Consider the following 26770-nt stretch of genomic DNA (forward strand, 5'->3'; position numbering starts at 1 on the left):
GGAGTGGGGTCACGGCCCGATCCTCAACGCTACGGTCGAGATCGACGGCGAGACGCTGAATATCCCGCGCTTTTCCTGCGGCTGCGGCCAGTCCGGCTGCGTCGACACGATCGGCGGGGCGCGCGGCATCGAGCGGCTGCATCATTTCTTGCATGGCTGCGAAGAGACGAGTTATCGAATCCTCGATGATTGGCAGGCGGACGAAGCGAAGGCGGCAAGGACCGTCGCCGTCTATCTCGAACTGATCGCCGATCCGCTGGCGCTGTCGGTCAATGTCACCGGGGCCTCGATCGTGCCGGTCGGCGGCGGGCTTGCCTCGGTCACGCCGCTCATCGATGCGCTGGACCGGGCAGTGCGCAAGCGTATCCTCAACCGTTTCGATCACCCGCTGGTGACACCAGCGCTCCGTCAGGAGGATGGCGGGCTGGTCGGTGCCGCGGTGCTCGGCCATCAAAGCGCCGGCTACGGTCGCGAGAGTGCCGTTCAAGGTCATTAAAGCGCTTTTCAGCGGCGCCTGCTATTACACGAGAGTGCCGGTCATCAAGGAGACTGATCCTGTCCATCCTGCTTGAAGTCTGCGTCGATAGTCCCGAAGGTCTGGCGGCAGCCATCGCCGGCGGCGCAAACCGCATCGAACTCTGCGCGGCACTCGATGTCGGCGGGCTGACGCCGCCGCCGGGCATGATCGCGCTTGCCGCCAAGGCGCCGATCCCGGTCTATGCGATCATCCGGCCCCGCGCCGGCAGCTTCGTCTACGACGCCGACAACGAGGCGGCGATGATGGCGGATATCGATGCGGTGCGGGCGGCGGGCCTTGCAGGCGTGGTGATCGGCGCGAGCCGACCGGACATGGTGCTCGACATGGGCTTTCTCAAGCGGCTGATGGCGCATTCACAAGGCCTCGGGGTGACGCTTCACCGCGCCTTCGATCTGGTGCCGGATCCGTTTGAAGCCCTGGAACAGGCGGTCGCGCTCGGTGTCGAGCGCATCCTGACCTCCGGCCTCAAGGTCAGCGGGCCGGATGGGATCGAGATGTTGAAGATGCTGGTGGAGCGGGCGGGGGACAGGATGTCGATCATGCCCGGCGGCGGCATCAATCTCGCGACCGTCGAACGGGTGGTGCGCGAAACCGGCGTGCACGAGGTCCACAGCTCCTGCCGCCGGCCCGTCGGAAGCAAGGACGAGCGCGCCATTGCCTTCGGTTTCCAGGGGCCTGTTTCCCACGAGACGAGCAGCGAGATCGTTCGGCAGATGCGCGGTTTGCTGGATGAATTGGAAGTGGCGCGGGACTGACGCTCAGGTGTCTGCCGGTCGGCAGGCACGACTTTGCGGCAGGCCGCCGGGGGACGACGACCTGCCGCTCAGCAGTGAGGGAGGATGTTACGAAATTGAGGAGATATGCACTTCCATGGTCAGCGGACGGCCGCCACCGTCCGCTCATGCACTGCTATGCACTTTCATTCACTGTCATGCGCAGAGGCTGCGGAGTGCTTCGTGCTTCTTGATTTCGATGCAACGAATGCTCCGCAGTTTGATAAGGCCGGCCGTCCGGAGTTTTGCGAAAACGCGCGACACCGTTTCGATCGTCAGGCCTAAATAGTCGGCTATATCAAGCCGGGTCATGGGTATGTCGAAATATTCGAGCCCGCCCTGGCGTTCCGCCATGTCGACGAGGAAGCCGGCGATCCGTTCCACCGCCGTCTGGCGGCCGATCATCATGATATGTTCCTGGGCGCGCAGCATGCCGCGCAGCGCCAGAGAAAGCAGTTCCGGCAAGGCCTGGTCGTTGGCGGCCCGGTTGATGGCGCGCAAGCCCGTCGGCGCGATTGCTTCGGCGAAGAAACTATGGGTCCGGTCAGCCTCGAACCCGAAGGTTTCCCCGGCCAGATGGAAGGCGATGACCTGCCTTCTTCCGTCCGACAAGAGGCGGTGGATCCGCACGGCGCCGAATTCGACGTGATAGAACGTACCTGCCTTGTCGCCGGGGGCGTAGATTTCGGCACCGGCATTGAAGGTCGTCACAGAATTGGCCCGGAAGAGACCCGCGGCCTGGGGTGCGATCACGATCTGGCTCTTGGTGAGCTCCAACTTCGTGGCATGAGCGGCTGCGGTGTGCATCTTCACGTCTCCCCTTGCTGTAGTTTGAAGATGACAGAAGACGTGCAGGGGAAAAATTGGGTTGTATCACTAGGGGGATTTACGTAGGGGCGGGCTGGCGACAGCTTCGAACCGGCTCAGGCCGTGAGCGCAAGGTTCTTGACTAGCCCCAGGAGATCGGCGCCGTTGAACGGCTTGGCAAGGCTTAGGACCCGGCCGAGTTCGCCTTCGATGGGTGGGGACATGCCGTCGGTGAGCAGGATCACTGCTTGACCCGACTGGCGCAGGCGCTGCAGGGTGTCGCTCGAAGAGCGCAGTACCTGGTCGTCGATGATCATGCAAAGCGTCGGGCCAAGGACAACGTTGCTCTTGCGCCAGGATTCATGCGCCTCGACGCGGTAGCCCTCTACCTCGAGTGCGAATGTCAACGACTGCCTGAGACCGAGATCGGGCGCGATGACGACTATGCTTCTCGCTTGTGATAACACCAAACTTCCCGCGCGGGTGGGGGCAGCCGGAGAGCCGCTCAAATCAGACATCTAGGGCCTGCGTGGGGAGTGGCGCTTTGCGATAGATCAAGAAATTCCAATATTTTTGCGCCGTTCAATTGGGACCGAAACCGGCGGCGATCGCCATGCGAACGAGTTGCGGCAGGCTTTTCGCCTTCATCTTTGCCATGACGTTGGCGCGATGCACCTCGACGGTGCGGGGGCTTATGTCGAGATCGTAGGCGATCGACTTGTTCGGCAGACCGGCAACCACGGCCGCCAGCACCTGCCTCTCCCGGTCACTCAGGCTTTCAAGCCGCGTCTGAACCTCGGCCAGGTCGTCCGTATCGAGCATTTTATCCGACAGCAGCTCGGCCGCCCGCTGGATCGCTTCGATGATGACCGTGTCGCCGAACGGTTTTTCGATGAAGTCGACGGCGCCTGCCTTCATCGCCTCCACCGCCATCGGCACGTCGCCGTGGCCGGTGATGACGATCGAAGGAATGCCGGTCCGGCTGGTTGTCAGCTTGCGGATCAGTTCGACGCCGGTCATGTCCGGCATCCTGAGGTCGGTGACCAGAACGCCGTTTCGCACGCTCGGCGCGAACTGCAGGAAGGACGAGGCGGTTTCATGCATGCGCACGGCAAAACCGTTCATGGTCAGCATGAAGGCAAGGGACTTTCTGACCGGCTCCTCGTCGTCGACGATATGGATCGTGTAGTCACCCGTCTGCATTCTCGCGTTCCTCCTTGTCGATCGGGAGTGTGAAACGGAACGTCGCTCCTCCGGCCTCATTGCGCGTCACCGTCATCTCGCCGCCATGCGCTTCGACGATGCGCTTGGAAATCGAAAGCCCTATTCCCATGCCGCCGGCCTTGGTGGTGACAAAGGGTTTGAAAAGTTGCCCGGCGATCTCTTCGGGAATGCCGGGGCCGGTATCCTGGACGATCACCTGGATCATGTCTTCGTCCTCCTGGAGGGTGCGGATGACCAGTTCCCGCCGCTGGCTGTCGCGCATCGCCTCGATGGCGTTGCGCATCAGGTTGGTGAGCACCTGCTGGACCTGGATGCGGTCGACGGTGACCATTTCCGGACCCTGCGCGAATTCGAATACCGTCCGGACACCTTTTTCGCGCGAGCCGACCAGCGCCAGAGCGCCGGCTTCTTCGACCAGGCGGCGGATATTCTCCGGCGCCTTTTCCGTCTCGCCCTTGGTCACGAATTCCCGGAGATGCTTGATGATTCGGCCGGCCCGGAGCGACTGGTTCGCCGTCTCTTCCAACGCTTCGCGCATGCGCACTGCCACGGCTTCGTCCATGTCGCGCAGAAGGCGTGCGCAACCATGCACATAGTTGGCGATCGCCGAGAGGGGCTGGTTCAGTTCGTGGGCGAGGGTGGATGCCATTTCACCCATTTCATTGAGGCGGGCGAGCCGGGCGAGTTCTCCCTGGATCTCCTGCAGGCGTGCAGCCGATTCCTCGCGTTCGGTCAGGTCGCGCACGAAGCCGGTGAAGAAGGTTTCCCCGCCGGTATGGGTCTCGCCGACAGCAAGCTTCATCGGGAAGGTCGAGCCGTCCTTGCGTCGCCCGACGACCACGCGGTCCATGCCGATGATCCGCTTCTCGCCGGTCCTCAGATACCTTTCCATGTAGCCGTCGTGTTCGCGGTGATAGGGTTCCGGCATCAGCATGCGCAGGTTCTGGCCGACCACCTCTTCTTCGCTGTAGCCGAACTGGCGGATTGCAGCGGCGTTGAAGGAGACGATCGTCCCGTCCCTTGTGCTGACGATGCTGGCATCGAGAACGGTGTCGAGGACGGAGCGAAGATGGGCTTCGCGGGAATCAGCCCTCGCCTGGGCTTTTCCGATCGCCTTGCGGGCGGAGTGAAGGATTTCGCCGAGCAGCGCGATCACCACGCCAATGAAGCTGAGCATGGCCATTTCCGAAAAAACGGCTCCCCGCGGCGTCAACTCCTTGATGATGTAGCCTGCCAGAACGGAAAGGGCCACCGCGAAAAGCGAGGCCCGCAGGCCACCGATAAGGGCGGCGACCAGGATCGGCGGAATGAAGAACGTGAAAGGTGCCCTTTCGTCGAGGACGCCATGCAGCGAAATGCGCAGCCCGAACGCGATCAGCACGCCGACGGTCGCAATGACATAAACCTCGGCGGGGGAAAACCGACGGCTCAAGAAAGACTGAATATAGTCATCCTTCTTTTCGGCGATCGTCTTGGAAGCCATGATGCCTAACCGAATCCGATCGTCTGGAGGAGGAGCGCCATTCCGTTGTGCATTTGAAACCTGACAGCCTATCCCTGAATTCGTTCTAGCATGAGCGCGGATGCGGCGTCCAACGGCGGAAGCGGTTGTAGCTTAAAAAGCATATACTTTTGCGCGTTTATTTATGTCGACGTGCGGCCGGGTGCCGCCACGAATGAAGCGGCGACGGCGCGCCGCTTCCGCCAATGCAACGAACCGCTGGGCCAAAGGGTTCACTGCTGCGGGATATTGGCGACCTTGACGTAGCCGGCCCAGGCCGCGACCTCCTTCTTGAGGTATTCCTGGCCTTCTTCCGGCGTCGAGACAAACACGTCGCCGCCCTGGTCGGTCACGAACTTCCTGACCTCGTCCTGGCCGAGGACCTGCCTGGTCCAACCATTGATCTTGCTGACGATATCCTTCGGGGTCGCCGAGGGAACCATCATCGCGAACCAACCGACCTGGTCCATCGGATAACCGGCTTCGGTCATGGTCGGAACGTCGGGAGCGCCGGGAATCCGCTTGGCGGAGCTGACTGCCAGCAGGCGGTAGCGGCCCTCGCGCAGCTGCGACAGGGAGAAGACCGGATCCTGGGCGGCAAAGGCCATGGCGCCACTCATGATGTCGTTCATGGAATCGGCGCTGCTCTTATAGGCGACCTCGACCGTTTCGAGGCCGGCTTCCTGTTTGTAGATGGCTGCCAGCACCTTGCCCGACGTGTTGTTGACGGCATAGCTCGCGTTCGAGCCTTCCTTCTTCAGGTATTCGGTCAGCTCCTTCATGGTCTTGATCGGGCTCGATACCGGAACGGCGATCATGTGCGGCTGCTTGTTGACGGTGGCCGCGACCTGCAGGTCCTTCACCACGTCGAAGGGCGGCGTCTTGAACATGTGCATGTTGCCGGCAACGGCGCTGCCGGTGTGGAAGAAGATCGTGTAGCCGTCCGGCTTGGAGCGCGTGACGTACTGTCCGGCAATGTTGCCGCCGGCGCCGGGCTTGTTTTCGACGATGATGGTGGCGCCTGAGACCTTCGCGATCTTCTCGGCGAAAAAGCGGACGATGACGTCGGCGCCGCTGCCGGCCGGGAACGCGCAGATCATGCTGATGGTCTGATTTGGATAATTCGCCTGGGCCGCGGCCGGCGAAAGCCCGAGGGCGCTGCCGGCAACGGCGACCGATGCGGCAAGCACGAAACGACGCGTGATAGTCTGCATGAATTCCCTCCCATGGATGACCTGGTCTTGCAGTCGACGCTGGCCGATCACACCTCCCCGATGCGACCTGATACAACATTGTATAATTATATTTGATTTAATCAACTGTTCTGGCTAAAAACCGTCCTACGCAGAAACGCGTTTTCGGGAGAGGAAGAATGACCGCCAATACGACAACTCAATCCGCCGCCGCGCTTGATCTCGACCGTTTCCGGTTGAAGAATTTCGTCGAGAGCCTGAGCGCCGACGAACTCGAGATCCGCGAGGAGAAGGTCGATCTGGCCGATGTCGCGGCGATCCTTCAAAACAACCCGAAGGCCGTCTGGTTCAAAAATGCAGGTCCCGAAGGCCAGCAGCTGATCGGCAACGTGGTCGGCAGCCGTTCGCGTCTCGCAAAGGCTTTCGGCGTGCCCGCCGGGGACGTGGCGCTCGAGATGCGCCGCCGCCTGTCGTTGAAGCCGGAACTGGTGAAGCTCTCCCGGGACGAGGCGCCCGTGCAGCAGGTCGTGCTGCCCGGCACTGACGCCGACCTCCTCAAGCTGCCGGTCCACGTGCAGCACGCGCTCGATGGCGCGCCCTACATTTCCGCGACGATCGACTATACGATCGACCCGAAGGACGGCCGCTACAATTGCGGCATGCGCCGGCTGATGCTGCGCGGCCCAAAGGAAGCGGGCGTCGACCTGATTGCGCCGAGCGACCTGCGCGTCATGTACATGGCCGCTTCCGAGCGGGGCGAGCGGCTGAACGTTGCCTATGTGGTCGGCTGCCATCCGATCGACATGGTGTCGGCCACCATGAAGGAGCCGGTCGACGAACTGGAGCTGATCTCCTCCCTGCGCGGGGCGCCGCTGCCGGTCGTCAAATGCGTGACCAGCGACATCATGGTCCCGGCCGACGCGGAAATGGTCATCGAAGGCTATTTCGACGAGCGCGGTTACGTGGAGAAGGAAGGGCCCTACGGCGAATATCTCGGCTACTACGGCGTCGTGAAGACCAATCCGGTCTTCCATGTCACCGCCATCACCCACCGCAGGGACGCGCTCTTCCAGACCGCGACAATCAGCGGCAATCGCATGGACTTCACCGATACTTCCAACCTCGAAGCGCTGCGCATGGAGATGAACGTCTGGAAGACGCTCCGCGACGTCGTGCGCCAGCCGGTCGCCGTCTATGCGCCGGTCGCGGCCGGCGGCTCGATGAGCATGCGCTTCTCCATCCGCCAGACCTATCCCGGCGAGGCGCGCTCGGCACTCTATGCTGTTCTCGGCGCCGTCGGCGTCAAGAACGTCTTCGTCGTCGATCCGGATATCGACATCTTCGACGACAGCCAGATGGAATGGGCGTTCGGTACCCGCTTCCAGGCCGACCGGGATCTGGTGATCGCCACCGGCGTCCGGCTGTCGCCGCTCGATCCGTCGCTTCACGGCTCCCGCTCCGGCGCCAAGGCCGGCTACGACCTGACCTGGCCGATGCAGCATGCCCAGAGCTGGGAGCTCGTCACGCCGCAGGCTCCGTCCTATCCCGGCAAGCGGTTTCCCTCGCTCGAAGCGGCTTTGAAGGATGGCGCCAAACATTTCGAGGAGTTGATGGCCGCCGTCGGCAGCCGCGATGGCCGCGAGGTCGTCCGCGAACTCGACACCTTCCGCTCCAAGGGACTGGAGCGCGACGAGCGCGGCCGTTACTATCTTCCCCGATAGGATGATCCATTTCGGGACATTGTGCCTTACAGAAGCAGCCTTCCGGGTGTAAATCCGGGAGGTTTTTCATTTTAAGTCGAGAAAGCTCTCTTCCATCCCGCTAAACGGGTGAGCCCCCTCCCAAACACCATTCATTTCTTGGGGGCGCCCCGTTATGCTTTCTCTAATGGATGGATTTCTATGGTAGTCCTACTACCGCCCTCCTCTGGAGCAGAGATGTCTTACGCCGACAGCATCGATATTGCGGAGCGCAGACGGCTTGACGCTCTGGCGAACTACCGCATCGCGGGCTCCGGGCCTGAAAACCGTTTCGACCGAATCTGCCGTTTTGCCTCTGAGCTTTTTTCCACGCGAATGGCTTTCGTGACGCTGATCGAAGAGGATCGGCAATGGTTCAAGGCTTGTTCGGGTCTCGATATCGAAGAGACCCACCGATCCGAAACCTTTTGTGATCACACGATCCGCACGGACGATGTCCTTGTCGTCTCCGATGCGCGACTGGATGCGCGGTTCTCCGGCCTGCCAATCGTCTCCGGCGAACCCTTCATCCGGTTTTATGCCGGTGCGCCGCTGATCTCGCCGGACGGTTTCCGGCTCGGAGCGCTGTGCATCGCCGATACGCATGTGCGAGAAAGTTTCTCCGAGCGGGAAAGGCGAACGCTCGCCGGCCTTGCCGCCATGGTCATGGAGCACATGGAATTGCGTCGCGAGGGCATACCGCAGGCGACGGCTGCCAACTTCGCGGATGCCACCGATCTCTCGCTGATCACCGTCGATCCCACCGGCCGGGTCGAGTTCGTCAACCAGGCGGCGCTCGACATGTTCGGTTTCAGCCGGGAGGAGATGGTCGGCGGCTCGCTCGACCTGATCGTGCCCGAACGCTTCCGCGCCGCTCACAACGCCGGTCTCGCGCGCGTGGCCGCGGGCGGCAGTTCCATGCTCAAGGGCAAGACCGTCGAGATTTCGGCATGCCGCAAGGATGGCACGGAGTTTCCGATCGAGATGGCGCTTTCGATCTGGCACGATCAGCGCGGCGTCGGTGTGGGCGCCATCATCAAGGACATATCGGAACGCCGCGACCGCGACGTCCGGCTCCTGAGGCTGGCAAGCCAGGATACGCTCACCGGCTTGTGCAATCGGCACCGTTTCGAGGATCTTCTGCGCGAGGAACTGGCGCGCAACCGGCCGCTCGCCGTGCTGCTCTTCGATCTCGACGGCTTCAAGGACGTCAACGATCGGCTGGGACACGGCATCGGCGATTCGCTGCTGCAGGCGATCGGTGTCAGATTGCCGGCCGTCCTCGACCGTAACGTCACTGTTTCCCGGTTCGGCGGCGACGAGTTTGCCATTCTCATTCCCGGAACCGGGGATCCTCTCGTCGCCCAGAAAACCGCAAATGCGGTCATCGAAGCTTTCAAGATACCGTTCGAGGTTGCCGGGCACACGTTCCGCATCGGGGCGAGCGTCGGCTTTTCGCTTGCGCCGAACCATGGTTCCGATTCCGAGGAGCTCATTGCCAGTGCCGACTTCGCGCTCTACCGGGCCAAGCAGGCCGGCGGCCGCGTCGTGCGCATGTTCGAACAGTCGATGCGCAACGAAACCCTGGCAAAGCGAATGCTGCGGGACGAATTGCTGCGGGCGCTGAACAAGAACGAGTTGGTGCTGCACTACCAGCCGCAGGTGACGCTCGATACCGGCGAGGTATTCGGCGTCGAGGCGCTTATTCGTTGGCAGCATCCGGAGCGCGGGCTCCTGTCGCCGGCGGCCTTTCTCCCGGCTCTGGAGCAGAGCTCGCTTGCTCTCGACGTGGGGTTCTGGGTGCTGGACGAGGCAGGCCGCCAGATGGCCGCTTGGGATGCGGCCGGCTACCCGCCGATCAAGATGGGCATCAACCTGTTTCCGGCGCAGGTCCGGGCCGGCGATCTGGCGCGCAGCGTCGTCGATCTGATTGAACGCTACGCGCTCGATCCGCGTTTCCTCGAGATTGAGATCACCGAAACGGTCACGCTCAACGACGACGACCAGTCGCTCGAATCGATCCAGGCATTGCGTGAGCTCGGCGTCGGCATCGCCTTCGACGATTTCGGTACGGGTTATGCTTCGCTCGGTTCGCTGCAGCGCTATCCGCTGACGACGCTCAAGATCGACATGGGGTTCGTGCGCGATCTCCTGACCAAGCCGCGCGATGCCGCTATTACCCGGGCGCTGATCGCGCTCAGCAGGGAACTGGGGTTGAAGACGATCGCCGAAGGCATCGAGACCGAGGAGCAGGAGACGGCGCTTCGCCTGATGGGCTGCGAGGCGGGGCAGGGCTATCGTTACGGCAAGGCGATGCCAGCCGACGAGGTCGCCCGGCTTTTCGTCCAACCGGTGGAAAGGCAGCGGATCCGGATCTAGTAATCCGCCTTGATCCGTACAGGTCGGTGCCGGAACCGCGAGCAAAATCGGGGCGTTAGATGTCTTTCGGCGTATCGCGATAATCCCGTGGGAGATTTCCCGAACCCGCTTGATTTCAATTGTCAATATTAGCGGAAGCCCTATAACCTGTGGTGCATTGGCATCAGGGACGGCGCATGTTCAGACTGACGGAGCTTTCCGAAATCGATCTGAATCAGTTGTTTAATCTCTCACCCAATCCCTATGTCATACTCGACCGGGAATTGCGGCTTGTCGGAATGAACGACGCTTATCTGGCGGTGACGGGGCGCAGCCGTGAAGAGCTTGTCGGCCGCACCATGTTCGACGCGTTTCCAAGCGAACCGGGTTCTGTCCCGGGCCGGCTGCTGCGCCAGTCCTTCGCCAGGGTCCTTTCCACCGCTGAGGTGGATCACCTGCCGCTCATGCCCTATCCGATCCCAGGTCCCGATGGAGAGCTTGAGGATCGTTACTGGAGCGCAACCCATACGCCGATCAAGGACGAGGCGGGGCGGCTGATCTTCATTCTGCAGCATACGGTGGACGTGACCGAACTTCACCTATTGCGCAGCCGGTCTGCGGGCGACGGCGTCCTCAAGGTGCATACGGATCTGATGCGCCGTGCCGATGCGGTCCAGGGGCAGAATGCCGTGCTCGGCGAGGAACGGGAATATCTGCGCATGCTGTTCGAGCAGGCGCCCGGCTTCATGGCCGTGCTGCGCGGCCCGGAGCATGTTTTCTCGATCGTCAACAGGTCGTACCGGGCGATCGTCGGCCGCGAGGACCTCATCGGCAAGACGGTGCGCGAGGCTCTGCCGGATGTCGCCAGCCAGGGTGTCTACGAGCTGCTCGACGAGGTCTACCGGACCGGCACGCCCTATAGCGCCTATGGCGCGCGCGTCGTTTTCCGGTCCCCCGAAAGCGCTGAGCCGGAAGAACGCTTTCTCGATTTCGTCTATCAGCCGATCCGCGATCACGACGGGATGGTCAGCGGCATTTTCGTGCAGGGCCAGGACGTTACGGAGCTTCGCCGTGCGCAGGAGGCGGCCCGCGAAAACGAGGACCGTTTCAGGACGCTTGCCCAGTCCTTGCCGACACATGTGTGGACGGCGACGCCGGATGGCCGGATGCAATGGTGCAACGACCAGATCTTCACCTATAGCGGCCTGGAATCCTTCTATTTCGACAAGGAGCGGCGCTCCGAGATGCTCCATCCGGATGATTCGCCCCGGATTGCCGCCGCCTGGGGCGAGGCCTTGCGCACCGGAAGCCGGCTGGAGACGGAAATCCGCCTCCGGCGCCACGACGGCGTCTATCGCTGGTTCATCAGCCGCGCGGTGCCGATCAAGAATGCCGAGGGCGAGATCACCCTCTGGGTTGCCACCAATACCGATATCGACGAGCAGAAGAAGACAGAATCGGAGCTTTCGAGCCTCGCGGAAACCCTCGGCCACCGCGTCGAGGAAAGAACGATCGAGCTCGAGCGGACGCAGGAAGTGCTTCGCCAGAGCCAGAAGATGGAGGCGATCGGCAATCTCGCAGGGGGCATCGCCCACGATTTCAACAATCTCCTGCAGGTGATCACCGGCAATCTTCAGCTTCTCGGCCGGGAATTTGCGGGCAACGAAGTGGCCGAAAGGCGGTTGAACAGCGCGCTTGCAGGGGCTTCGCGCGGCGCCCGGCTTGCCTCGCAGCTTCTCGCCTTCGGCCGGCGCCAGCCGCTTTCGCCGAAGGTAATCAATCTGAGCCGCCTGATCCGCGAGATGGACCATCTCCTGAGGCGCAGCCTCGGCGAAGCGATCGAGATCGACACGATCGTCGGCGGCGGGCTGTGGAACACCCTTGTCGATCCGAGCAATGTCGAGAATGCGCTCCTCAACCTCGCGATCAACGCGCGCGATGCGATGAACGGGCAGGGCAAGCTGACGATCGAACTCGGCAATGCCTACCTCGACGACGAATATGCGAGCCGCACGTTCGACATCGAGGCCGGCCAATACGTGATGCTCGCGGTCACCGATACCGGTACGGGCATGACGGCCGACATTCTCGCCAAGGTCTTCGACCCCTTCTTCACCACCAAGCCGGAGGGCAAGGGGACGGGGCTCGGCCTGTCGATGGTCTACGGTTTCGTCAAGCAGTCTGGCGGCCATATCCGGATCTACAGCGAGCCGGGAAACGGCACCACGGTGCGGATATATCTTCCGCGATCGATGGAGGACGAGGATGTGGTCGCTGAAAATACCGGTGGCGCTGCCCTCGGTGGAAACGAGACGATCCTGGTCGTCGAGGACGACGAAGCGGTGCGGGAAATCACGGTCAGCCTGCTTGCCGAACTGGGGTACCGGGTCCTGCGGGCCAAGGACGCCGACAGCGGGCTTGCGATCATCGAAAGCGGCGTGCCGATCGACTGTCTGTTCACGGACGTGGTGATGCCCGGTCGGCTGAAGAGCCGCGATCTTGCCAAAAGGGCCAAGGAGCGGCTGCCGCATCTCGGCGTGCTTTTCACCTCGGGCTACACCGAAAATTCGATCGTCCACGGCGGCCGGCTCGACCCGGGCGTCAATCTCCTGAGCAAGCCCTATACGCGAGAGGCGCTCGCCCGAAAAATCCGCCAGGTGATCGATCAGAATCGGCAGGCTCCACAGCCGCGCTTGCCGGAAAGTCCTTCCGAGACAGGTTTGGCCGCGACAGCTTCGGCCAAAGCTGCCGGCGAACAACCATCGGCGCCGGATCTGCCGATCTCCGTTCTGCTGGTGGAGGACGAGGCGCTGATCCGCATCTCGACGGCCGATTTCCTGCAGGATGCGGGCATGACCGTGATCGAAGCCGGATCGGCTGCCGAAGCGCTTGCCGCGGCCGGTAGCGATCGCGTCGACATTCTCGTCACCGACGTCCATCTGCCTGAAATGAGCGGATTGCAGCTCGCCTTGAAATTGCGCGAAACGCTGGCCGATCTGCCGGTAATCTTCGCGACCGGCGACCGCAACGTTCCGGGATCGGAGACGCTCGGCAATACCGCGCTGATTACCAAGCCTTACGACTACGAACTGCTGACGGCCCGCATCCGGGCAATGGTGGCGCCGCGCTCGGGCGGCTGATCCGTTTAATCTCTGACGCCCTGCCGCTATTCGTCTTTCATGCCGGCGGCCACTTCGGTCTTGCGCAGCAGCCAGAGGATGACGATGCCGGCGCCGGTCGCCGTCACCGCGACAATCCACATGCCGAGGCCGACGCAAAGGCCGATCGCGCCAGACAGCCACATGCTGGCGCCGGTGGTCAGGCCCTTCACATCGCCGCGCATCTGGAAGACGACGCCAGCCGCGAGAAAAGCGATCCCGGCTGTCACCGCCTCGATGAGGCGGATCGGGTCGATCTGCACCGTATCGGGGCGGTTTCCGAATTCATGCATGATCTGCAGGCCGGCGAGGGTGAACACGGCGGATGCGAGGCCGATCAGCATGTTGGTGCGCAGGCCGGCGGAATTGTTGCGGAACTCGCGTTCCAGGCCGATCAGACCGCAGAGGATTGCCGCGCCGACCAGCCTCACTAGAAGCACTTCGATCGCAACGGGCGCCTCGTGGGAAAACTCCTCCGCGAGAACGTTGAGCATGGTTCACCATATCCCGATGTTACAACTATGTGACACGGGAAACTGATGCAGGCATGGATGGTTCCGTCACCGCGGGGTGCCGTTGAGTGGCATGCTTCAGATAAGCCCCTCGGCCTCGACGATGACCTTCGTCAGGCTGCCGTTTGCCGGGAACAGCGGAATTAGGCAGGCCTGCAGGGCATGGTAGATATCGCCCTTGCCGGGGAAGAGGGTGTGGGCCGGGACGAGGTCCTCGGTCAGTTCCTCGTGCCAGCCGCCGTTCTTGTGATCTATGAAACCGTTGGCGATCGTGCCCCAGATCAGCCGGTAGCTGTCCTCGTAGAAATCGTCGGCCGGCAGGTGCTCGTTGAGGAAATGCGCGGCACCGGCTGCCTCGCACATCGGCCACCACAGCTTGTTGGTCTTAGCGGGCTTGTCGTTCCAGTCGAGCGTGTAGAAGAAGCCGCCCTTCTCTTTGTCCCAACCCAGTGACATGGACTGGACGAACAGCGATTTCGCCGCATCCGGCATCCAGCCGTGCTTTTTGTCCCCGAGTGTCCAGAGCTGCAGCAGGAGGCGCGACCATTCCAGCCAATGGCCCGGCGTGGTGCCGGCCGGGCGGAACATCTCGTCAGGGTGATAATAGTCCTTGTCGATCGTCCATTCCGGATCGAAATGTTCGGCGACCCGGAACCCGACGCTGCCGGCGGAGCGGCGGATGACGAGGTCGGCGATGCTTTCCGCCTTGTCGAGATATGCCTTCTCGCCGGTCGCTTCGAAAGCGGCCATCAGCGCTTCGGTGAGGTGCATGTTGGAATTCTGGCCGCGATAGCTGCCGCCGTCGATCGGCGACCAGTCGCGGGCGAATTCTTCCGCGATCGCGCCGTGGCGCGGTTCCCAGAACCTGGTTTCCAGAACCTCGCTTATGTCGGCGAGCATCTGGTCGGCGAGAGGATGGCCGGCGACCTTTGCCGAGGAGGCGGCGAGCAGCACGAAGGCGTGGCCGTAACCCTGCTTGGCGGAATCGGCAGCGCCGTGATCGTTGACCTGCCAGAAATAACCGCCATATTCGCTGTCGCGATGGCGCTCCCAGAGCGTGCGCATGCCGTGGTCGATGATATCACCGGAGCCGGGCCGGCCGAGCAGGTAGCCGATCGAGAAACAATGGACCATACGCGCCGAGGCATGGATGCCCCGCGTCGGATTGGCGCCGCCGATCGGGGTGCCGTGGTCGTCGAGATCGAAGAAACCACCCTTTGGGTTCATCGCTCGGTACTGGAAAAAATCGAAGAGCCCGTCGGCCTCGTTTAGGAGCCAGCGACGATGATAGGGAAGGCTCGCCCACTTGGCTTCTGTCTGACCGGTGTCGCTCATGAAAACCTCGGAATCGCTATGGCGGGGCATTGGGGTCAGAACGCCTATAACGCCCGGCCGGTTTCATGTCATCGACTATTCTATATCGCACGGCGCACCGGTTATATATTGACATAAACATATCTTTATGCGGTTATTGAGGTATCCGGAAATGATGAAGGGCAGTGCCATGTTCGACGAACTCTTTGGTCCCGAAGCCGCCGAGCGCGATGGCGCGGAGATTCTCTCGGCACTCAAGGCCGCGGCTCGTGAGCGAATCCTCATCCTCGACGGTGCGATGGGCACTGAAATCCAGGGCCTGGGTTTCGACGAAGGCCATTTCCGCGGCGAGCGATTTGCCGGATGCGCCTGCCACCAGCAGGGCAACAACGACCTTCTGATTCTCTCGCAGCCGCAGGCGGTCGAGGAAATCCATTACCGCTATGCCAAGGCCGGCGCCGATATCATCGAGACCAATACGTTCTCCTCGACCCGCATCGCCCAGGCCGACTATCAGATGGAGAACGCGGTCTACGACCTGAACCGTGACGGCGCGCGGCTGGCCCGGCGGGCGGCGTTGAGGGCACAGAAGGAAGACGGTCGCCGCCGTTTCGTTGCCGGCGCCATCGGCCCGACCAACCGGACGGCCTCGATTTCTCCCGACGTCAATAATCCCGGTTACCGGGCGGTGACATTCGACGACCTGCGGCTTGCCTATGGCGAGCAGCTCGACGGGCTGATCGACGGCGGCGCCGACATCATCCTGATCGAGACGATCTTCGATACGCTCAACGCCAAGGCCGCGATCTTCGCCTGCGCCGAGCGTTTCGAGGCGAAGGGCATCCGCCTGCCGGTGATGATCTCCGGCACGATCACCGACCTTTCCGGCCGCACGCTGTCGGGCCAGACGCCGTCGGCCTTCTGGTCCTCCATCCGTCATTCGAAGCCCTTCACGGTCGGGCTGAACTGCGCGCTCGGTGCCGATGCGATGCGGCCGCACCTGCAGGAACTCTCGGGCGTTGCCGACACGTTCATCTCCGCCTATCCGAATGCCGGTCTGCCGAATTCGTTCGGCGGTTACGACGAATCGCCCGAAGACATGGCCCGCCAGATCGAAGGCTTTGCGGCCGAGGGGTTGGTCAACGTCGTCGGCGGCTGCTGCGGTTCGACGCCGGAGCATATCCGCGCGATTGCCGAAGCGGTCGCGCCGCACAAGCCGCGCGAAGTGCCGGAACACCGGCCGTTCATGTCGCTTGCGGGCCTGGAACCCTTCGAGTTCACCAAGGACTTGCCGTTCGTCAATGTCGGCGAGCGCACCAACGTCACCGGCTCGGCCAAATTCCGCAAGCTGATCACGGCGGGCGATTTTACCGCGGCTCTCGTGGTCGCCCGCGAGCAGGTGGAAAACGGTGCCTCGATCATCGACATCAACATGGACGAGGGCCTGATCGACTCGCAGCGGGCGATGGTCGAATTCGTCAACCTGATCGCTGCAGAGCCGGATATCGCCCGGGTGCCGATCATGCTCGACTCGTCCAAGTTCGAGATCATGGAAGCGGGCCTGAAATGCGTGCAGGGCAAGCCGGTCGTCAATTCGATCTCGATGAAGGAAGGCGAGGAGAAGTTCATCGCCCAGGCCAAGCTGCTGCGTAATTACGGCGCCGCTGTCGTGGTCATGGCCTTCGACGAACAGGGCCAAGCCGATACCTATGAGCGCAAGGTGGCGATCTGCGAACGCGCCTACAAGCTTTTGACCGAAGAGGCGGATTTTCCGCCGGAAGACATCATCTTCGACCCGAACATCTTTGCCGTCGCGACCGGCATCGAGGAGCATAACAGCTACGGTCTCGCCTTCATCCAGGCGACGAAGACCATACGCGAGCGCATGCCGCTCGTGCATATTTCGGGCGGCGTTTCGAACCTCTCCTTCTCGTTCCGCGGAAACGAGCCGGTGCGTGAGGCGATGCATGCCGTGTTCCTCTACCACGCCATCCAGGCGGGCATGGACATGGGCATCGTCAATGCCGGCCAGCTGGCGATCTATGAGAACATCGATCCGGACCTGCGCGAGGCCTGCGAGGACGTCGTTCTCAACCGCCGCGACGACGCGACCGAACGGATGCTCGATATCGCCGAACGCTATCGTGGGACCGGGGCCAAGGAAGCCAAGGAGAGGGATCTCGCCTGGCGCGAATGGCCAGTGGAGAAGCGCCTGTCGCATGCGCTCGTCAACGGCATCAACGAGTTCATCGAGGGCGATACCGAGGAGGCGCGCCAGAATGCGGAGCGGCCTCTGCATGTGATCGAGGGCCCGCTGATGGCCGGCATGAACGTGGTCGGCGACCTGTTCGGCTCGGGCAAGATGTTCCTGCCGCAGGTGGTGAAATCCGCCCGCGTCATGAAGCAGGCCGTCGCCGTACTTCTGCCCTATATGGAAGAAGAGAAGCGCCTCAACGGTGGGGACCAGAAGAAATCCGCCGGCAAGGTGCTGATGGCGACGGTCAAGGGCGACGTCCACGATATCGGCAAGAACATCGTCGGGGTCGTGCTCGCCTGCAACAATTACGAGATCATCGACCTCGGCGTGATGGTGCCGGCGACCAAGATCTTGGAAACGGCGATTGCCGAAAAGGTCGATATCATCGGGCTTTCCGGCCTGATCACGCCGTCGCTCGACGAGATGGCGCATGTGGCTTCGGAAATGGAGCGCCAGGGTTTCGACATTCCGCTCTTGATCGGCGGCGCGACGACCAGCCGCGTGCACACCGCGGTCAAGATCCACCCGCGCTACAATCGCGGCCAGGCGATCTACGTGACGGATGCCAGCCGCGCGGTTGGCGTGGTGTCCGCGCTTCTGTCCGAAGACGGAAAGCCGAACTACATCAGCACGGTTCAGGCGGAATATGCCAAGGTGGCTGCGGCCCATGCCCGCTCGGAAGCGGAAAAGACCCGTCTGCCGATCGCGCGTGCGCGGGCCAATGCCGAAAAGATCGATTGGTCGTCCTATCAGCCCAAGAAGCCGCAGTTCACCGGCACGAAAGTGTTCGAGACATACGATCTGGCGGAACTGGCGAAATACATCGACTGGACCCCGTTCTTCCAGACATGGGAACTGAAGGGCCGTTTCCCGGCGATCCTCGAGGACGAAAAGCAGGGCGAGGCGGCACGCCAGCTTTATGCAGACGCGCAGGCGATGCTCGACAAGATCATTGCGGAAAAGTGGTTCCGGCCACGGGCGGTGATCGGCTTCTGGCCGGCCAATACGGTGGGAGACGATATCCGCGTTTTCGCCGATGAAAGCCGCGCGGAAGAACTCGCGACCTTCTTCACGCTGCGACAGCAGCTTTCGAAGCGGGACGGTCGCCCGAACGTGGCGCTGTCGGATTTCGTGGCACCTGCCGAGACCGGCCTAAACGACTATGTCGGCGGTTTCGTCGTCACGGCCGGTATCGAGGAAGTGGCGATCGCCGAGCGGTTCGAGCGGGCGAACGACGATTATTCCTCGATCCTCGTCAAGGCGCTTGCCGACCGCTTCGCGGAAGCCTTCGCCGAATGCATGCACGAGCAGGTCCGCAAGGAATTCTGGGGTTATGCGCCCGACGAGACGTTCTCGGCGGAAGAGCTGATTACCGAGGCCTATCACGGCATCCGCCCGGCGCCGGGTTATCCGGCACAGCCCGACCATACGGAAAAGGCGACGCTGTTCCGGCTGCTCGACGCGGAAGAGGCGACCGGCGTCGTCTTGACGGAAAGCTACGCGATGTGGCCCGGCTCGTCGGTTTCCGGCCTCTATATCGGCCATCCGGCATCCTATTATTTCGGCGTCGCCAAGATCGAGCGCGACCAGGTCGAGGACTATGCCAAGCGCAAGGGAATGTCGGTCGAGGAAGTGGAGCGCTGGCTTGGGCCGGTCCTCAACTACGTGCCGACGTCCGGCCAGGATGCGGTCGACGACGCGGCCTGAGGAGGCCGCCGCCAGATACGGCTCAAATGCAAAACGGCATCCGCGAGGATGCCGTTTTCGTCTGCGGACCGTCAGCCCTCCGCGATCAATCGCGGATGATCAGGAAATCGTGGGCGTTGAAGCGCAGCGTCAGGGTTTCGCCCGACTGCGGCAGGACCGCATCCGGCGAATTGAACATGTCGAAGGAAATCTGGTTTCCGCCGACATCGAGCTTGGTGCGGATGACCGAGCCCAGGAAATGCGAGGAGATCACCTGGCCGGTCAAAGAGGTGTCGCCCTTGGCATTTTCCAGTAGCGAACCGGCTTCCGGGCGCAGCGCGATCGACAGCTTGTCGCCGCCCTTCAGGGCACCGATCGATTCCCTTAGCCTGATGGTATTTTCGCCGACCTTCACGGTGTTGGCAGCCGGATCGACGACGATCGCCTCGATGATGTTGAGCGTGCCGACGAAGGAGGCGACGAAACGGGTGGTGGGGCGATTGTAGATTTCCGACGGCGTGCCGATCTGGTCGGCGCGGCCGGCATTCATGACTACGACGCGGTCGGAGATCGATAGGGCCTCTTCCTGGTCGTGCGTCACGAAGACGGTGGTGATGCCGAGCTGGCGCTGGATTTCGCGAATCTCCTCGCGCAATGACACACGGATCTTGGCATCGAGCGCCGACAGCGGCTCGTCGAGCAGCAGGACCTGCGGCTTCGGCGCAAGCGCCCGGGCAAGCGCCACGCGCTGCTGCTGGCCGCCGGACATCTGGTAGGGATAGCGGTCGGCCAGATGGTCGAGGCTGATCAGCTTCAGCATTTCCTTGACGCGTGTTTCGATCTCCGTCTTGGACTTGCCGGCGACCTTCAAACCGAAGGCGACGTTGTCGAAGACGTTCATGTTCGGAAACAGCGCGTAGGCCTGGAAGACCATGCCGATATTGCGCTGGTTGGTCTTCAGCGCGTTCTGGTTCCGGCCGTTGATCGAGATCGCCCCGTCGCTCGGGCTTTCGAACCCGGCGATCATGCGCAGCACGGTCGTCTTGCCGCAGCCCGAGGGTCCGAGAAAGGAGACGAACTCGCCCTTCTCGATGGACATGTTGAAGTCCTTGACGACCTGCGTCGGGCCGAAACTCTTCTTGATACTTTCGAGAACGAGGAACGACATCAAAATTCCTTAAGGCCTGGCCGGCGACAATTTGCCGAAGCGGGAAACGAGCTGGATCAGACCCATCGAGAGCCAGGTGATCGCAAACGCAATGACCGCCAGCGCAGAAGGCTCGTAAGCCTTGTTGGCGCCGACGAGCTGGAGATAGGGACCGAATGCCGGACGGTTGAGGAGGGCCGCCATGGTGAATTCGCCCATGACGATCGCAAAGGTGATGAAGGCGCCCGAGAGCACGCCCGACATGACGTTCGGGAAAATGCAGCGGAACATGATCGTCGGCCATTTGGCGCCGAGAATTTCCGCCGCCTCCGTCAGCGTCCGCACATCGATGGTCCGCATCGCGGTATCGACCGAACGGTACATGTAGGGAAGCGCCAGGGTGACGTAGGAGAAGGTCAGCAGGATGTTGGTGCCCTGCGTCGAGCCGGTGAACGGGATCCAGGACGAGGAATTGTAGAGACGCAGGTAACCGAAGACGATGACGATCGCCGGAATGACGAGCGGCAGGAGCGTGATGAATTCGACGACCGGCCGCATCTGCGGCAGGCGCAGCCGGACCCAATAGGCGGTCGGCACGATGAGGAACATGCCGACGACGATCGTCACCAGCGCCATCAGCATCGAGAAGCCGAAGGTGGCGCGGAACTGAGCGTCCGTAAACACCGACTGGTAGGCATCGAAGGAATAGACGCCGCGCCGCATGCGCAGCGAGAACTCGAACGTGCCGATCAGCGGCACGAAGAAATAGATGGCGCCGATGGCGATCGCGATCCAGGCGAAGATCTTGTGCGCCTTCATTTCTGCCACCGTTCGGCGCGGCTGCGCAGCCAGATGTAGAGGATGTTGGAAATGCCTGTGATGACGATCATGCCGAGGGCCAGGGCATAACCGAGATTGGGGTTATGCAGCACGTCGCCGCGGATCTGGGCGTAGAGCAGGATCGGCACGATGTTGAGCGAGGCACCGGTCAGCGCAAAGGCGGTCGCGATCGCGCCGAAGGCGTTGGCGAAAAGGAGGAGTGTGGCGCCCATCAGGCTCGGCCAGAGGATCGGCAGCACGACCATGCGCCAGTATTGCCACGTGGATGCACCAAGGATCTCGGATGCCTCGCGCCACTCCTTCTTCAATCCGTCCAGCGCCGGCGTCAGGATCAGTACCATCAGCGGAATCTGGAAGAACATGTAGGTGATCGTCAGGCCGAAGAAGGAGAGGAGGTTGAACCCCGTGGAATAGAGATTGAAGCCGAACCAGTCCCGCATGAAGATCGTGACCAACCCGGTCCGGCCAAGTGTCGCCAGGAAGGCGAAGGCGAGCGGCACGCCGGCGAAGTTCGAGGCAACGCCTGAAAAGGTCAGCAGGCTGGAGCGGATCCAGGACGGCACGCCGCCGAGCACGACTGCCCAGGCGAGGAAGAAGCCGATCAACGCGCCGCCCAGCGCCGAGGCGACGGATACCCGGATGCTGATCCAGTAGGCGCTCAGGATGGAAGGCGAAAAGAGATCGACAATGTTCTGGAACGTGAATTCGCCGGCCGGATTGAAGAAGGCACCGACGATCAGATAGAGCGTCGGAACAATCAGGAAGGCAAGCGCGAATACCATGAACGGCACGATGCCGAGCCAGTCGATGACTGTCCGGCGATCGATGAATGACGTGGAAGCGGTGGTCATGAATGCTGGCCATCCAGGGGGAAACGGGAAAGCTCCCGCGCCGGGCGGCGCGGGAGCTCAGTCTTGTTCCGATTACTTTGCGACGTTGGCGCCGACTACGCTGTCCCATTTCTTGGTAATGGTTTCCTTGGCGGCAGCCTGCTGGGCGAGCGTCGGGAATACAGCCTTCTCATAGGCCGCTGCCGGGGGCAGGGCGTCGAGCAGGTTCTTCGGGATCTTGTTGTTCTTGGCAAGATCGTTGAAGCGGATCGGGTGGCAATATCCCTTCAGCCAGCCGAGCTGACCTTCGTCGGAATAGAGGTATTCCATCCACAGCTTCGCAGCGTTCGGATGCGGAGCGAAGGCGGAGATCGCCTGGACGTAGACGCCTGCTACGACGCCGGTTGCCGGAACCACGACTTCGAAGGGCGGGTTGCCCTTCAGGCTCTGGCCCCAGGACAGGGCATTATAGTCCCAGGCGACGATGATCGGCGTGGTGCCCTGCGCGAACGGCGCGGCCTTGCCGGTCACCGGCACGAAGTTGCCCTTCTTGTTGAGTTCGGCGAAGAACTTCAGGCCTTCGTCGCCGGCCTTGGCGGAGTCGCCCTTGGCGCCGGAAAGACCGGCAGCGAAAACGCCCTGGACGGCTTGGTTGGCGCTGCGCGGGTCGCCGGCGAGCGCGACGGCATTGGCGTAGTCGGACTTCAGGAGATCAGGCCAGTCCTTCGGCGACGTCTTGACGAGGTCCTTGTTCACCAGGAAAGCCAGAACGCCATAATAATCGCCGTACCAGTAGCCGTCTGCATCCTTGGCGTCGGCCGGGATCGAATCCCAGGTGGAGACCTTGTAGGGCTGGATCAGGCCTTCGGTCTTGGCGGACGGGCCGAACGACAGGCCGACGTCGATGACGTCGGGAGCCTGCGGGCCCTTGTTGCCCTTGTTGGCCTTGATCGCTTCGATTTCGTCGCCCGAACCGGCATCAGGGTTCAGTTCGTTGACTTCGAGACCGTACTTCGCCTTGAAGCCGGCGATGACGTCGCCGTAACCGCACCAGCTATGGGGCAGGGCGATCGTGGTCAGCGTGCCTTCCTTCTTGGCGGCTGCAATCAGCTCGGCGCTCGGCTCGGCGGCTGCGATGGCGGTGGAGGCGATGACGATGGCGGTCGTCAGGGAAAGAAGACGTCGGGTCTTGTTGAGCAAGGTATCCTCCTAGGGGTTCAGGTCGTGTGGTCCGGATCGTTTCGGCGCGACTCGTAGAGCCAGTTCATGTATCGTATGTGACAGCCCGGAGGATGAGCATTTGCTCATGAAATCCCCGGATTGCCGGCATATTTCTTAAGCCCGACAATCAGTCGGGACGGCTCTGGCGGCCCGGCCGGCGGAACAGCATCGTCCGCTCGAAAAGACCTTCCAGAGAGTTCATGCGTTCGCGGGTCTCCTCCCATGTCGCGCTCTGGACCGCCTCGATCAGCGCCTCGACGACGAAGAGAGTAATGACGGAGCTGTCCCAGGCCGATGGCGCCTCGATCCGCACCTTGAATGTATGCTGCGCATGTTTGGCAACGGGCGAGGCCCAGACGTCGGTTAGCAAGATGATGACGACGCCGTTGGCCCGTGCGGCCTCTGCCAGCGTCGCCATCTCCTGCTCGTAGCGGCGGATATCGAAGATCACCAGGACGTCGCCGGCGCTCATGTTGAGAACATGCTGCGGCCAGGAACTGGAATTGGTGGAGATCAGGGTGGTCCTGGGACGGATAACCTGCATATGCGTGAAGAAGTACTCGGCCAGCGCCCCCGTGATGCGGCCGCCGACGAAATAGATGCTGCGGTCGCGATCACGCAGAAGTGCAGCCGCGCCCTCAAAGGTCGTGGTGTCGAGAGCCGAAAGCGTATCGCGCAGATTGGCGGTGATCGCGTCGGCGAAACGGTTGAGGATGTGCGTGCCCGGCGCATTGGACGCCCACCGGTCATGCTTGGCGATCGGGTTGGAGATCGTTGCCTCCAGCTCGTGGTGCAGATGCGACTGGAATTCCGGATAACCCTTGTAGCCGAGCTTCTGCACCATGCGCGCGACCGTCGGCGTCGAAACGCCCGCGTTCTCCGCGATGACAGTGATGCTGCCGAGCCCTGACACCGGATAGTTCTCCAATAGGCTGTCCGCCAACTGTTTTTCCGCGCGCGTCAGGCTGTCGTAGCGAACACGAATGACATCCGATACGGTGCGTGCAGTTGGTGGCACTAAAGCTGTTCCCTCCGGTCTTCGCCGGTTGTCGAAAGATTAACAATCGTTTCTGCAGAGAAGTCAACGGTGCGTTTGAAGAGAAATTTTCAGAATCACGTTGACGGCGGCCGGAAAGTGAAGAATTCTCTTCTTAATCCAATTTAAACGATTTTTCCCGGAACGCGTTCATGCTGGTCCAGTCGGAATTCTTCTCGGAGGCGGATGGCGAGCCCGTTGCCGTGGACAATGCGGGCGGCCGGGGAGAGGTGCTGCTCGTCTGCGAACACGCCTCGAGACGCCTGCCGGAGCGTTACGGCGACCTCGGGCTCTCGAAGGATGTGCTTGCCTCGCATATCGCCTGGGATCCGGGAGCTCTTGCCGTTTCCCGGCTGATGTCGAAGAGCCTCGACGCGACGCTGATCCACCAGCGGTTTTCGCGGCTCATTTACGACTGCAACCGGCCGCCGGATTCGCCCGCCGCCATCCGCGACGTGTCCGAGATATTCCGGATCCCCGGCAACGAGAACCTGTCCGAGGCAGAGAAATCGCGACGGACCACGGCACTCTACCTGCCGTTCCACGGCCGCGTCCGCGAGGAGATCGCGGCACGGCGGGCAAGGGGGCTTCAGACGGTGCTCGTCACCATTCACAGCTTTACGCCCGTCTATTTCGGCAAGGAGCGGCCCGTCGAGATCGGCGTGCTTCACGATGCCGACAGCCGGCTTGCCGACCGGATGCTGCACGTCGCATCCGATACGCATCTCTATCGCGTCGAGCGCAACGAGCCTTACGGGCCGGCGGACGGCGTGACACATACGCTGGAAGTCCACGCCCTGCCGGCGGGGCTTCTCAACGTCATGATCGAAATCAGGAACGATCTCATAACAGACGAAACCGGCCAGGGGGTCGTGGCCGATTTCTTGACAGGATTGCTGCGGGAAAGCCTCGCAGACATCCAAAGATAAGACCCGGGGAGCAGCAGCTCGCATGCCCGCGGTCGATCGCCGCGGGAAGGACAAACCGGATGGCCGCGATGGCGCGGTCTTTCTGCCAACAGGGGGAAGTCATGTCCGATTATACCGAAGGCGACAAAAAGCAGGATACCCATATCCTGCATTCCATGGGCTATGCACAGGAACTCGAGCGTCGCATGAGCTCGTTTTCCAACTTCGCAATTTCGTTTTCCATCATTTGCATTCTCTCCGGCGGCATCAATTCGCTGGGCCAGGCGACTGCCGGCGCCGGCGGCGCAGCGATCGGCATCGGCTGGCCGCTCGGCTGCCTTATTTCCGGCATCTTCGCGCTCGGGCTCGCGCAGATCGGCTCGGCCTATCCGACGGCGGGCGGTCTCTATCATTGGGGTTCGATCCTCGGCAACCGCTTCACCGGCTGGCTTTCCGCCTGGCTCAACCTGCTCGGCCTCGTCACCGTGCTCGGCGCCATCAATGTCGGGACGTTCTATTTCTTCTTCGGCGCCTTCGGCCCCACCTTCGGCATCGAGGATACGCTGACGCACCGGGTGGTTTTCGTAGCCATCATCACCGGGCTGCAGGCCGGCATCAATCATTTTGGCATAGGTCTGACCGCGAAACTCACCGACTTTTCCGGCTATCTGATCTTTGCGACCGCGATCCTCCTGACGATCGCATGCCTTATCGCAGCCCCCGGCTTCGATTTCGCGCGGCTCTTCACTTTCGCCAACTATACCGGCACGGAGGGGGCGGCGCTGGTCTGGCCGACGAGCGTTTCCGGCTTGATGGCATTCCTTCTCGGCCTGCTCCTGCCGATCTACACGATCACCGGTTATGATGCCTCGGCCCACACATCCGAGGAAACCGTCAAGGCGGCGGAATCCGTGCCGCGCGGCATGGTCTCGGCCGTCCTGTGGTCCGCCCTGTTCGGCTACATCATGCTGTGCGCGTTCGTACTGATGATCCCCAACATGGACGATGCGGCCAAGCAGGGCTGGAACGTATTCTTCTGGGCGATGGACGCGCAGATGAACCCGACCGTGAAGAGCATCCTGTATTTCCTGATCTTCATCTCGCAGCTGCTTTGCGGCCTGGCTACCGTCACGTCGGTATCGCGAATGATCTTCGCCTTCGCGCGCGACAAGGGCCTGCCTGCGTCGTCGGTGCTCGCCAAGGTCAGCCCAAAACACCGTTCGCCCGTCGCGGCGATCTGGACCGGCTCCATCCTCGCAGTCCTGTTCGTCTGGTTTACCTCGGCGATCACCATTGCCGGCACGCCGGCCTATTCGATCGTCGTGTCTTGCACGGTCATCTTCCTGTTCCTTTCCTTCGCCCTGCCGATCGCGCTCGGGCTGTTCACGATCGGCACGGCGAAATGGCCGAAAATGGGACCCTGGAACATGGGGATTCCGGTCTACAGGCTGGTTGCAGTCCTGGCGATCATCTCGATGATCGTCATCTTCTTCATCGGCATCCAGCCGCCGAATGACTGGGCGCTCGAAATCACCGTCGGCTTCCTGGTGCTGACCGGAATCGTCTGGTTCGCCTTCGAGAACCGGCGCTTCATGGGGCCGCCGATCGGCGAGGCCATCGCCAAGCGGCAGGCCGAGATCGCTGCTGCGGAAGCGGCTGTCGGAGAAAAGTAAGCGCGACCGGGCTGACGCCCCTATGATCCCGCCGCCACGACACTCGAGAGGTTGT

At 62.1% G+C, this 26770-nt stretch carries 20 protein-coding genes; 8 read left to right on the plus strand and 12 right to left on the minus strand.

The annotated features are described in order from the left end of the window. Together C5L10_RS16355 and C5L10_RS16360 are read left to right on the plus strand one after the other, a co-directional pair. Nucleotides 1-496 (plus strand): ROK family protein (locus C5L10_RS16355; protein ID WP_172717059.1); only part of this gene is annotated, 496 nt, incomplete at its 5' end. 59 nt (nucleotides 497-555) lie between these two features. Next, on the plus strand, nucleotides 556-1293 hold the full coding sequence (locus tag C5L10_RS16360) for a copper homeostasis protein CutC (RefSeq protein WP_105430652.1): 738 nt from the start codon (nucleotides 556-558) through the stop codon (nucleotides 1291-1293). Between the two features lie 174 nt (nucleotides 1294-1467). Here the strand turns inward: C5L10_RS16360 and C5L10_RS16365 are convergent, their stop codons facing one another. The 5 genes from C5L10_RS16365 to C5L10_RS16385 form a co-directional block, all read right to left on the minus strand. Further along, nucleotides 1468-2118, minus strand: coding sequence for a helix-turn-helix domain-containing protein (locus tag C5L10_RS16365; RefSeq protein ID WP_105430552.1), 651 nt, complete (start codon nucleotides 2116-2118; stop codon nucleotides 1468-1470). A gap of 116 nt (nucleotides 2119-2234) precedes the next feature. Next, a complete protein-coding gene (locus C5L10_RS16370; protein ID WP_046667537.1) occupies nucleotides 2235-2585 on the minus strand; it encodes a hypothetical protein in 351 nt (116 codons plus the stop codon). Nucleotides 2586-2700: 115 nt separating this feature from the next. Then, nucleotides 2701-3321, minus strand: coding sequence for a response regulator FixJ (gene fixJ, locus C5L10_RS16375; protein WP_046667538.1), 621 nt, complete (start codon nucleotides 3319-3321; stop codon nucleotides 2701-2703). Continuing rightward, the gene (locus tag C5L10_RS16380; RefSeq protein WP_046667539.1) at nucleotides 3308-4825 is read right to left on the minus strand and encodes a PAS domain-containing sensor histidine kinase; all 1518 of its coding nucleotides are present in this window, start codon (nucleotides 4823-4825) and stop codon (nucleotides 3308-3310) included. The genes fixJ and C5L10_RS16380 overlap by 14 nt, the downstream gene beginning before the upstream one ends. A gap of 251 nt (nucleotides 4826-5076) precedes the next feature. Continuing rightward, nucleotides 5077-6057 carry a tripartite tricarboxylate transporter substrate binding protein gene (locus C5L10_RS16385; RefSeq protein ID WP_105430553.1) on the minus strand — a complete coding sequence of 327 codons (981 nt, stop codon included), beginning with the start codon at nucleotides 6055-6057 and terminating at the stop codon, nucleotides 5077-5079. Nucleotides 6058-6215: 158 nt separating this feature from the next. Here C5L10_RS16385 and C5L10_RS16390 point away from each other — a divergent pair, with 158 nt between their 5' ends. The 3 genes from C5L10_RS16390 (at nucleotide 6216) to C5L10_RS16400 (ending at nucleotide 13273) form a co-directional block, all read left to right on the plus strand. Then, on the plus strand, nucleotides 6216-7757 hold the full coding sequence (locus C5L10_RS16390) for a UbiD family decarboxylase (RefSeq protein WP_105430554.1): 1542 nt from the start codon (nucleotides 6216-6218) through the stop codon (nucleotides 7755-7757). Between the two features lie 216 nt (nucleotides 7758-7973). Next, nucleotides 7974-10154 (plus strand): bifunctional diguanylate cyclase/phosphodiesterase, encoded by a 2181-nt coding sequence (locus tag C5L10_RS16395; protein ID WP_105430555.1) that lies wholly within the window; start codon nucleotides 7974-7976, stop codon nucleotides 10152-10154. Between the two features lie 176 nt (nucleotides 10155-10330). After that, nucleotides 10331-13273 carry a PAS domain-containing protein gene (locus C5L10_RS16400; RefSeq protein WP_105430556.1) on the plus strand — a complete coding sequence of 981 codons (2943 nt, stop codon included), beginning with the start codon at nucleotides 10331-10333 and terminating at the stop codon, nucleotides 13271-13273. Between the two features lie 26 nt (nucleotides 13274-13299). On the opposite strand, the gene C5L10_RS16405 is transcribed toward C5L10_RS16400, so the two are convergent. Then, a complete protein-coding gene (locus tag C5L10_RS16405; protein ID WP_046667544.1) occupies nucleotides 13300-13785 on the minus strand; it encodes an MgtC/SapB family protein in 486 nt (161 codons plus the stop codon). Nucleotides 13786-13881: 96 nt separating this feature from the next. Next, nucleotides 13882-15138: an AGE family epimerase/isomerase gene (locus C5L10_RS16410; RefSeq protein WP_105430653.1), complete on the minus strand. Its 1257-nt coding sequence runs from the start codon at nucleotides 15136-15138 to the stop codon at nucleotides 13882-13884. Nucleotides 15139-15307: 169 nt separating this feature from the next. On the opposite strand from C5L10_RS16410, the gene metH reads away from it, so the two are divergent. Next, entirely contained in the window at nucleotides 15308-19081 is a 3774-nt protein-coding gene (gene metH / locus C5L10_RS16415) for a methionine synthase (protein WP_105430654.1), read from the plus strand. An 85-nt stretch (nucleotides 19082-19166) separates the two neighbouring features. Here the strand turns inward: metH and C5L10_RS16420 are convergent, their stop codons facing one another. The 5 genes from C5L10_RS16420 to C5L10_RS16440 all read right to left on the minus strand — a co-directional run bounded on the left by C5L10_RS16420 (nucleotide 19167) and on the right by C5L10_RS16440 (nucleotide 24116). Further along, entirely contained in the window at nucleotides 19167-20228 is a 1062-nt protein-coding gene (locus C5L10_RS16420; RefSeq protein ID WP_105430557.1) for an ABC transporter ATP-binding protein, read from the minus strand. Between the two features lie 9 nt (nucleotides 20229-20237). Beyond that, the gene (locus C5L10_RS16425) at nucleotides 20238-21026 is read right to left on the minus strand and encodes an ABC transporter permease (RefSeq protein ID WP_105430558.1); all 789 of its coding nucleotides are present in this window, start codon (nucleotides 21024-21026) and stop codon (nucleotides 20238-20240) included. Further along, the gene (locus C5L10_RS16430; protein ID WP_046608687.1) at nucleotides 21023-21898 is read right to left on the minus strand and encodes an ABC transporter permease subunit; all 876 of its coding nucleotides are present in this window, start codon (nucleotides 21896-21898) and stop codon (nucleotides 21023-21025) included. The genes C5L10_RS16425 and C5L10_RS16430 overlap by 4 nt, the downstream gene beginning before the upstream one ends. Before the next feature lie 72 nt (nucleotides 21899-21970). Then, on the minus strand, nucleotides 21971-23077 hold the full coding sequence (locus tag C5L10_RS16435; RefSeq protein WP_105430559.1) for an ABC transporter substrate-binding protein: 1107 nt from the start codon (nucleotides 23075-23077) through the stop codon (nucleotides 21971-21973). Between the two features lie 148 nt (nucleotides 23078-23225). Next, entirely contained in the window at nucleotides 23226-24116 is an 891-nt protein-coding gene (locus C5L10_RS16440) for a MurR/RpiR family transcriptional regulator (RefSeq protein WP_046633455.1), read from the minus strand. Between the two features lie 170 nt (nucleotides 24117-24286). Between C5L10_RS16440 and C5L10_RS16445 the strand changes: the two genes are divergently transcribed. Both C5L10_RS16445 and C5L10_RS16450 read left to right on the plus strand, forming a co-directional pair. Beyond that, nucleotides 24287-25063 carry an N-formylglutamate amidohydrolase gene (locus tag C5L10_RS16445; protein WP_105430560.1) on the plus strand — a complete coding sequence of 259 codons (777 nt, stop codon included), beginning with the start codon at nucleotides 24287-24289 and terminating at the stop codon, nucleotides 25061-25063. 101 nt (nucleotides 25064-25164) lie between these two features. Further along, on the plus strand, nucleotides 25165-26715 hold the full coding sequence (locus C5L10_RS16450) for an amino acid permease (protein ID WP_105430655.1): 1551 nt from the start codon (nucleotides 25165-25167) through the stop codon (nucleotides 26713-26715). Nucleotides 26716-26770 lie beyond the last annotated feature (55 nt).

It is taken from the genome of Neorhizobium sp. T6_25 (assembly GCF_002968555.1).
In the GTDB taxonomy this organism is placed as follows: domain Bacteria; phylum Pseudomonadota; class Alphaproteobacteria; order Rhizobiales; family Rhizobiaceae; genus Neorhizobium.

What these genes read in the sequence shown, in the direction of transcription:
- C5L10_RS16365 (WP_105430552.1), bottom strand. Translation starts at nt 2,118, where the DNA reads ATGCACACCGCAGCCGCTCATGCCACGAAGTTGGAGCTCACCAAGAGC.
- fixJ (WP_046667538.1), bottom strand. Translation starts at nt 3,321, where the DNA reads ATGCAGACGGGTGACTACACGATCCATATCGTCGACGACGAGGAGCCG.
- C5L10_RS16380 (WP_046667539.1), bottom strand. Translation starts at nt 4,825, where the DNA reads ATGGCTTCCAAGACGATCGCCGAAAAGAAGGATGACTATATTCAGTCT.
- C5L10_RS16385 (WP_105430553.1), bottom strand. Translation starts at nt 6,057, where the DNA reads ATGCAGACTATCACGCGTCGTTTCGTGCTTGCCGCATCGGTCGCCGTT.
- C5L10_RS16390 (WP_105430554.1), top strand. Translation starts at nt 6,216, where the DNA reads ATGACCGCCAATACGACAACTCAATCCGCCGCCGCGCTTGATCTCGAC.
- C5L10_RS16395 (WP_105430555.1), top strand. Translation starts at nt 7,974, where the DNA reads ATGTCTTACGCCGACAGCATCGATATTGCGGAGCGCAGACGGCTTGAC.
- C5L10_RS16400 (WP_105430556.1), top strand. Translation starts at nt 10,331, where the DNA reads ATGTTCAGACTGACGGAGCTTTCCGAAATCGATCTGAATCAGTTGTTT.
- C5L10_RS16405 (WP_046667544.1), bottom strand. Translation starts at nt 13,785, where the DNA reads ATGCTCAACGTTCTCGCGGAGGAGTTTTCCCACGAGGCGCCCGTTGCG.
- C5L10_RS16410 (WP_105430653.1), bottom strand. Translation starts at nt 15,138, where the DNA reads ATGAGCGACACCGGTCAGACAGAAGCCAAGTGGGCGAGCCTTCCCTAT.
- metH (WP_105430654.1), top strand. Translation starts at nt 15,308, where the DNA reads ATGTTCGACGAACTCTTTGGTCCCGAAGCCGCCGAGCGCGATGGCGCG.
- C5L10_RS16420 (WP_105430557.1), bottom strand. Translation starts at nt 20,228, where the DNA reads ATGTCGTTCCTCGTTCTCGAAAGTATCAAGAAGAGTTTCGGCCCGACG.
- C5L10_RS16425 (WP_105430558.1), bottom strand. Translation starts at nt 21,026, where the DNA reads ATGAAGGCGCACAAGATCTTCGCCTGGATCGCGATCGCCATCGGCGCC.
- C5L10_RS16430 (WP_046608687.1), bottom strand. Translation starts at nt 21,898, where the DNA reads ATGACCACCGCTTCCACGTCATTCATCGATCGCCGGACAGTCATCGAC.
- C5L10_RS16445 (WP_105430560.1), top strand. Translation starts at nt 24,287, where the DNA reads ATGCTGGTCCAGTCGGAATTCTTCTCGGAGGCGGATGGCGAGCCCGTT.
- C5L10_RS16450 (WP_105430655.1), top strand. Translation starts at nt 25,165, where the DNA reads ATGTCCGATTATACCGAAGGCGACAAAAAGCAGGATACCCATATCCTG.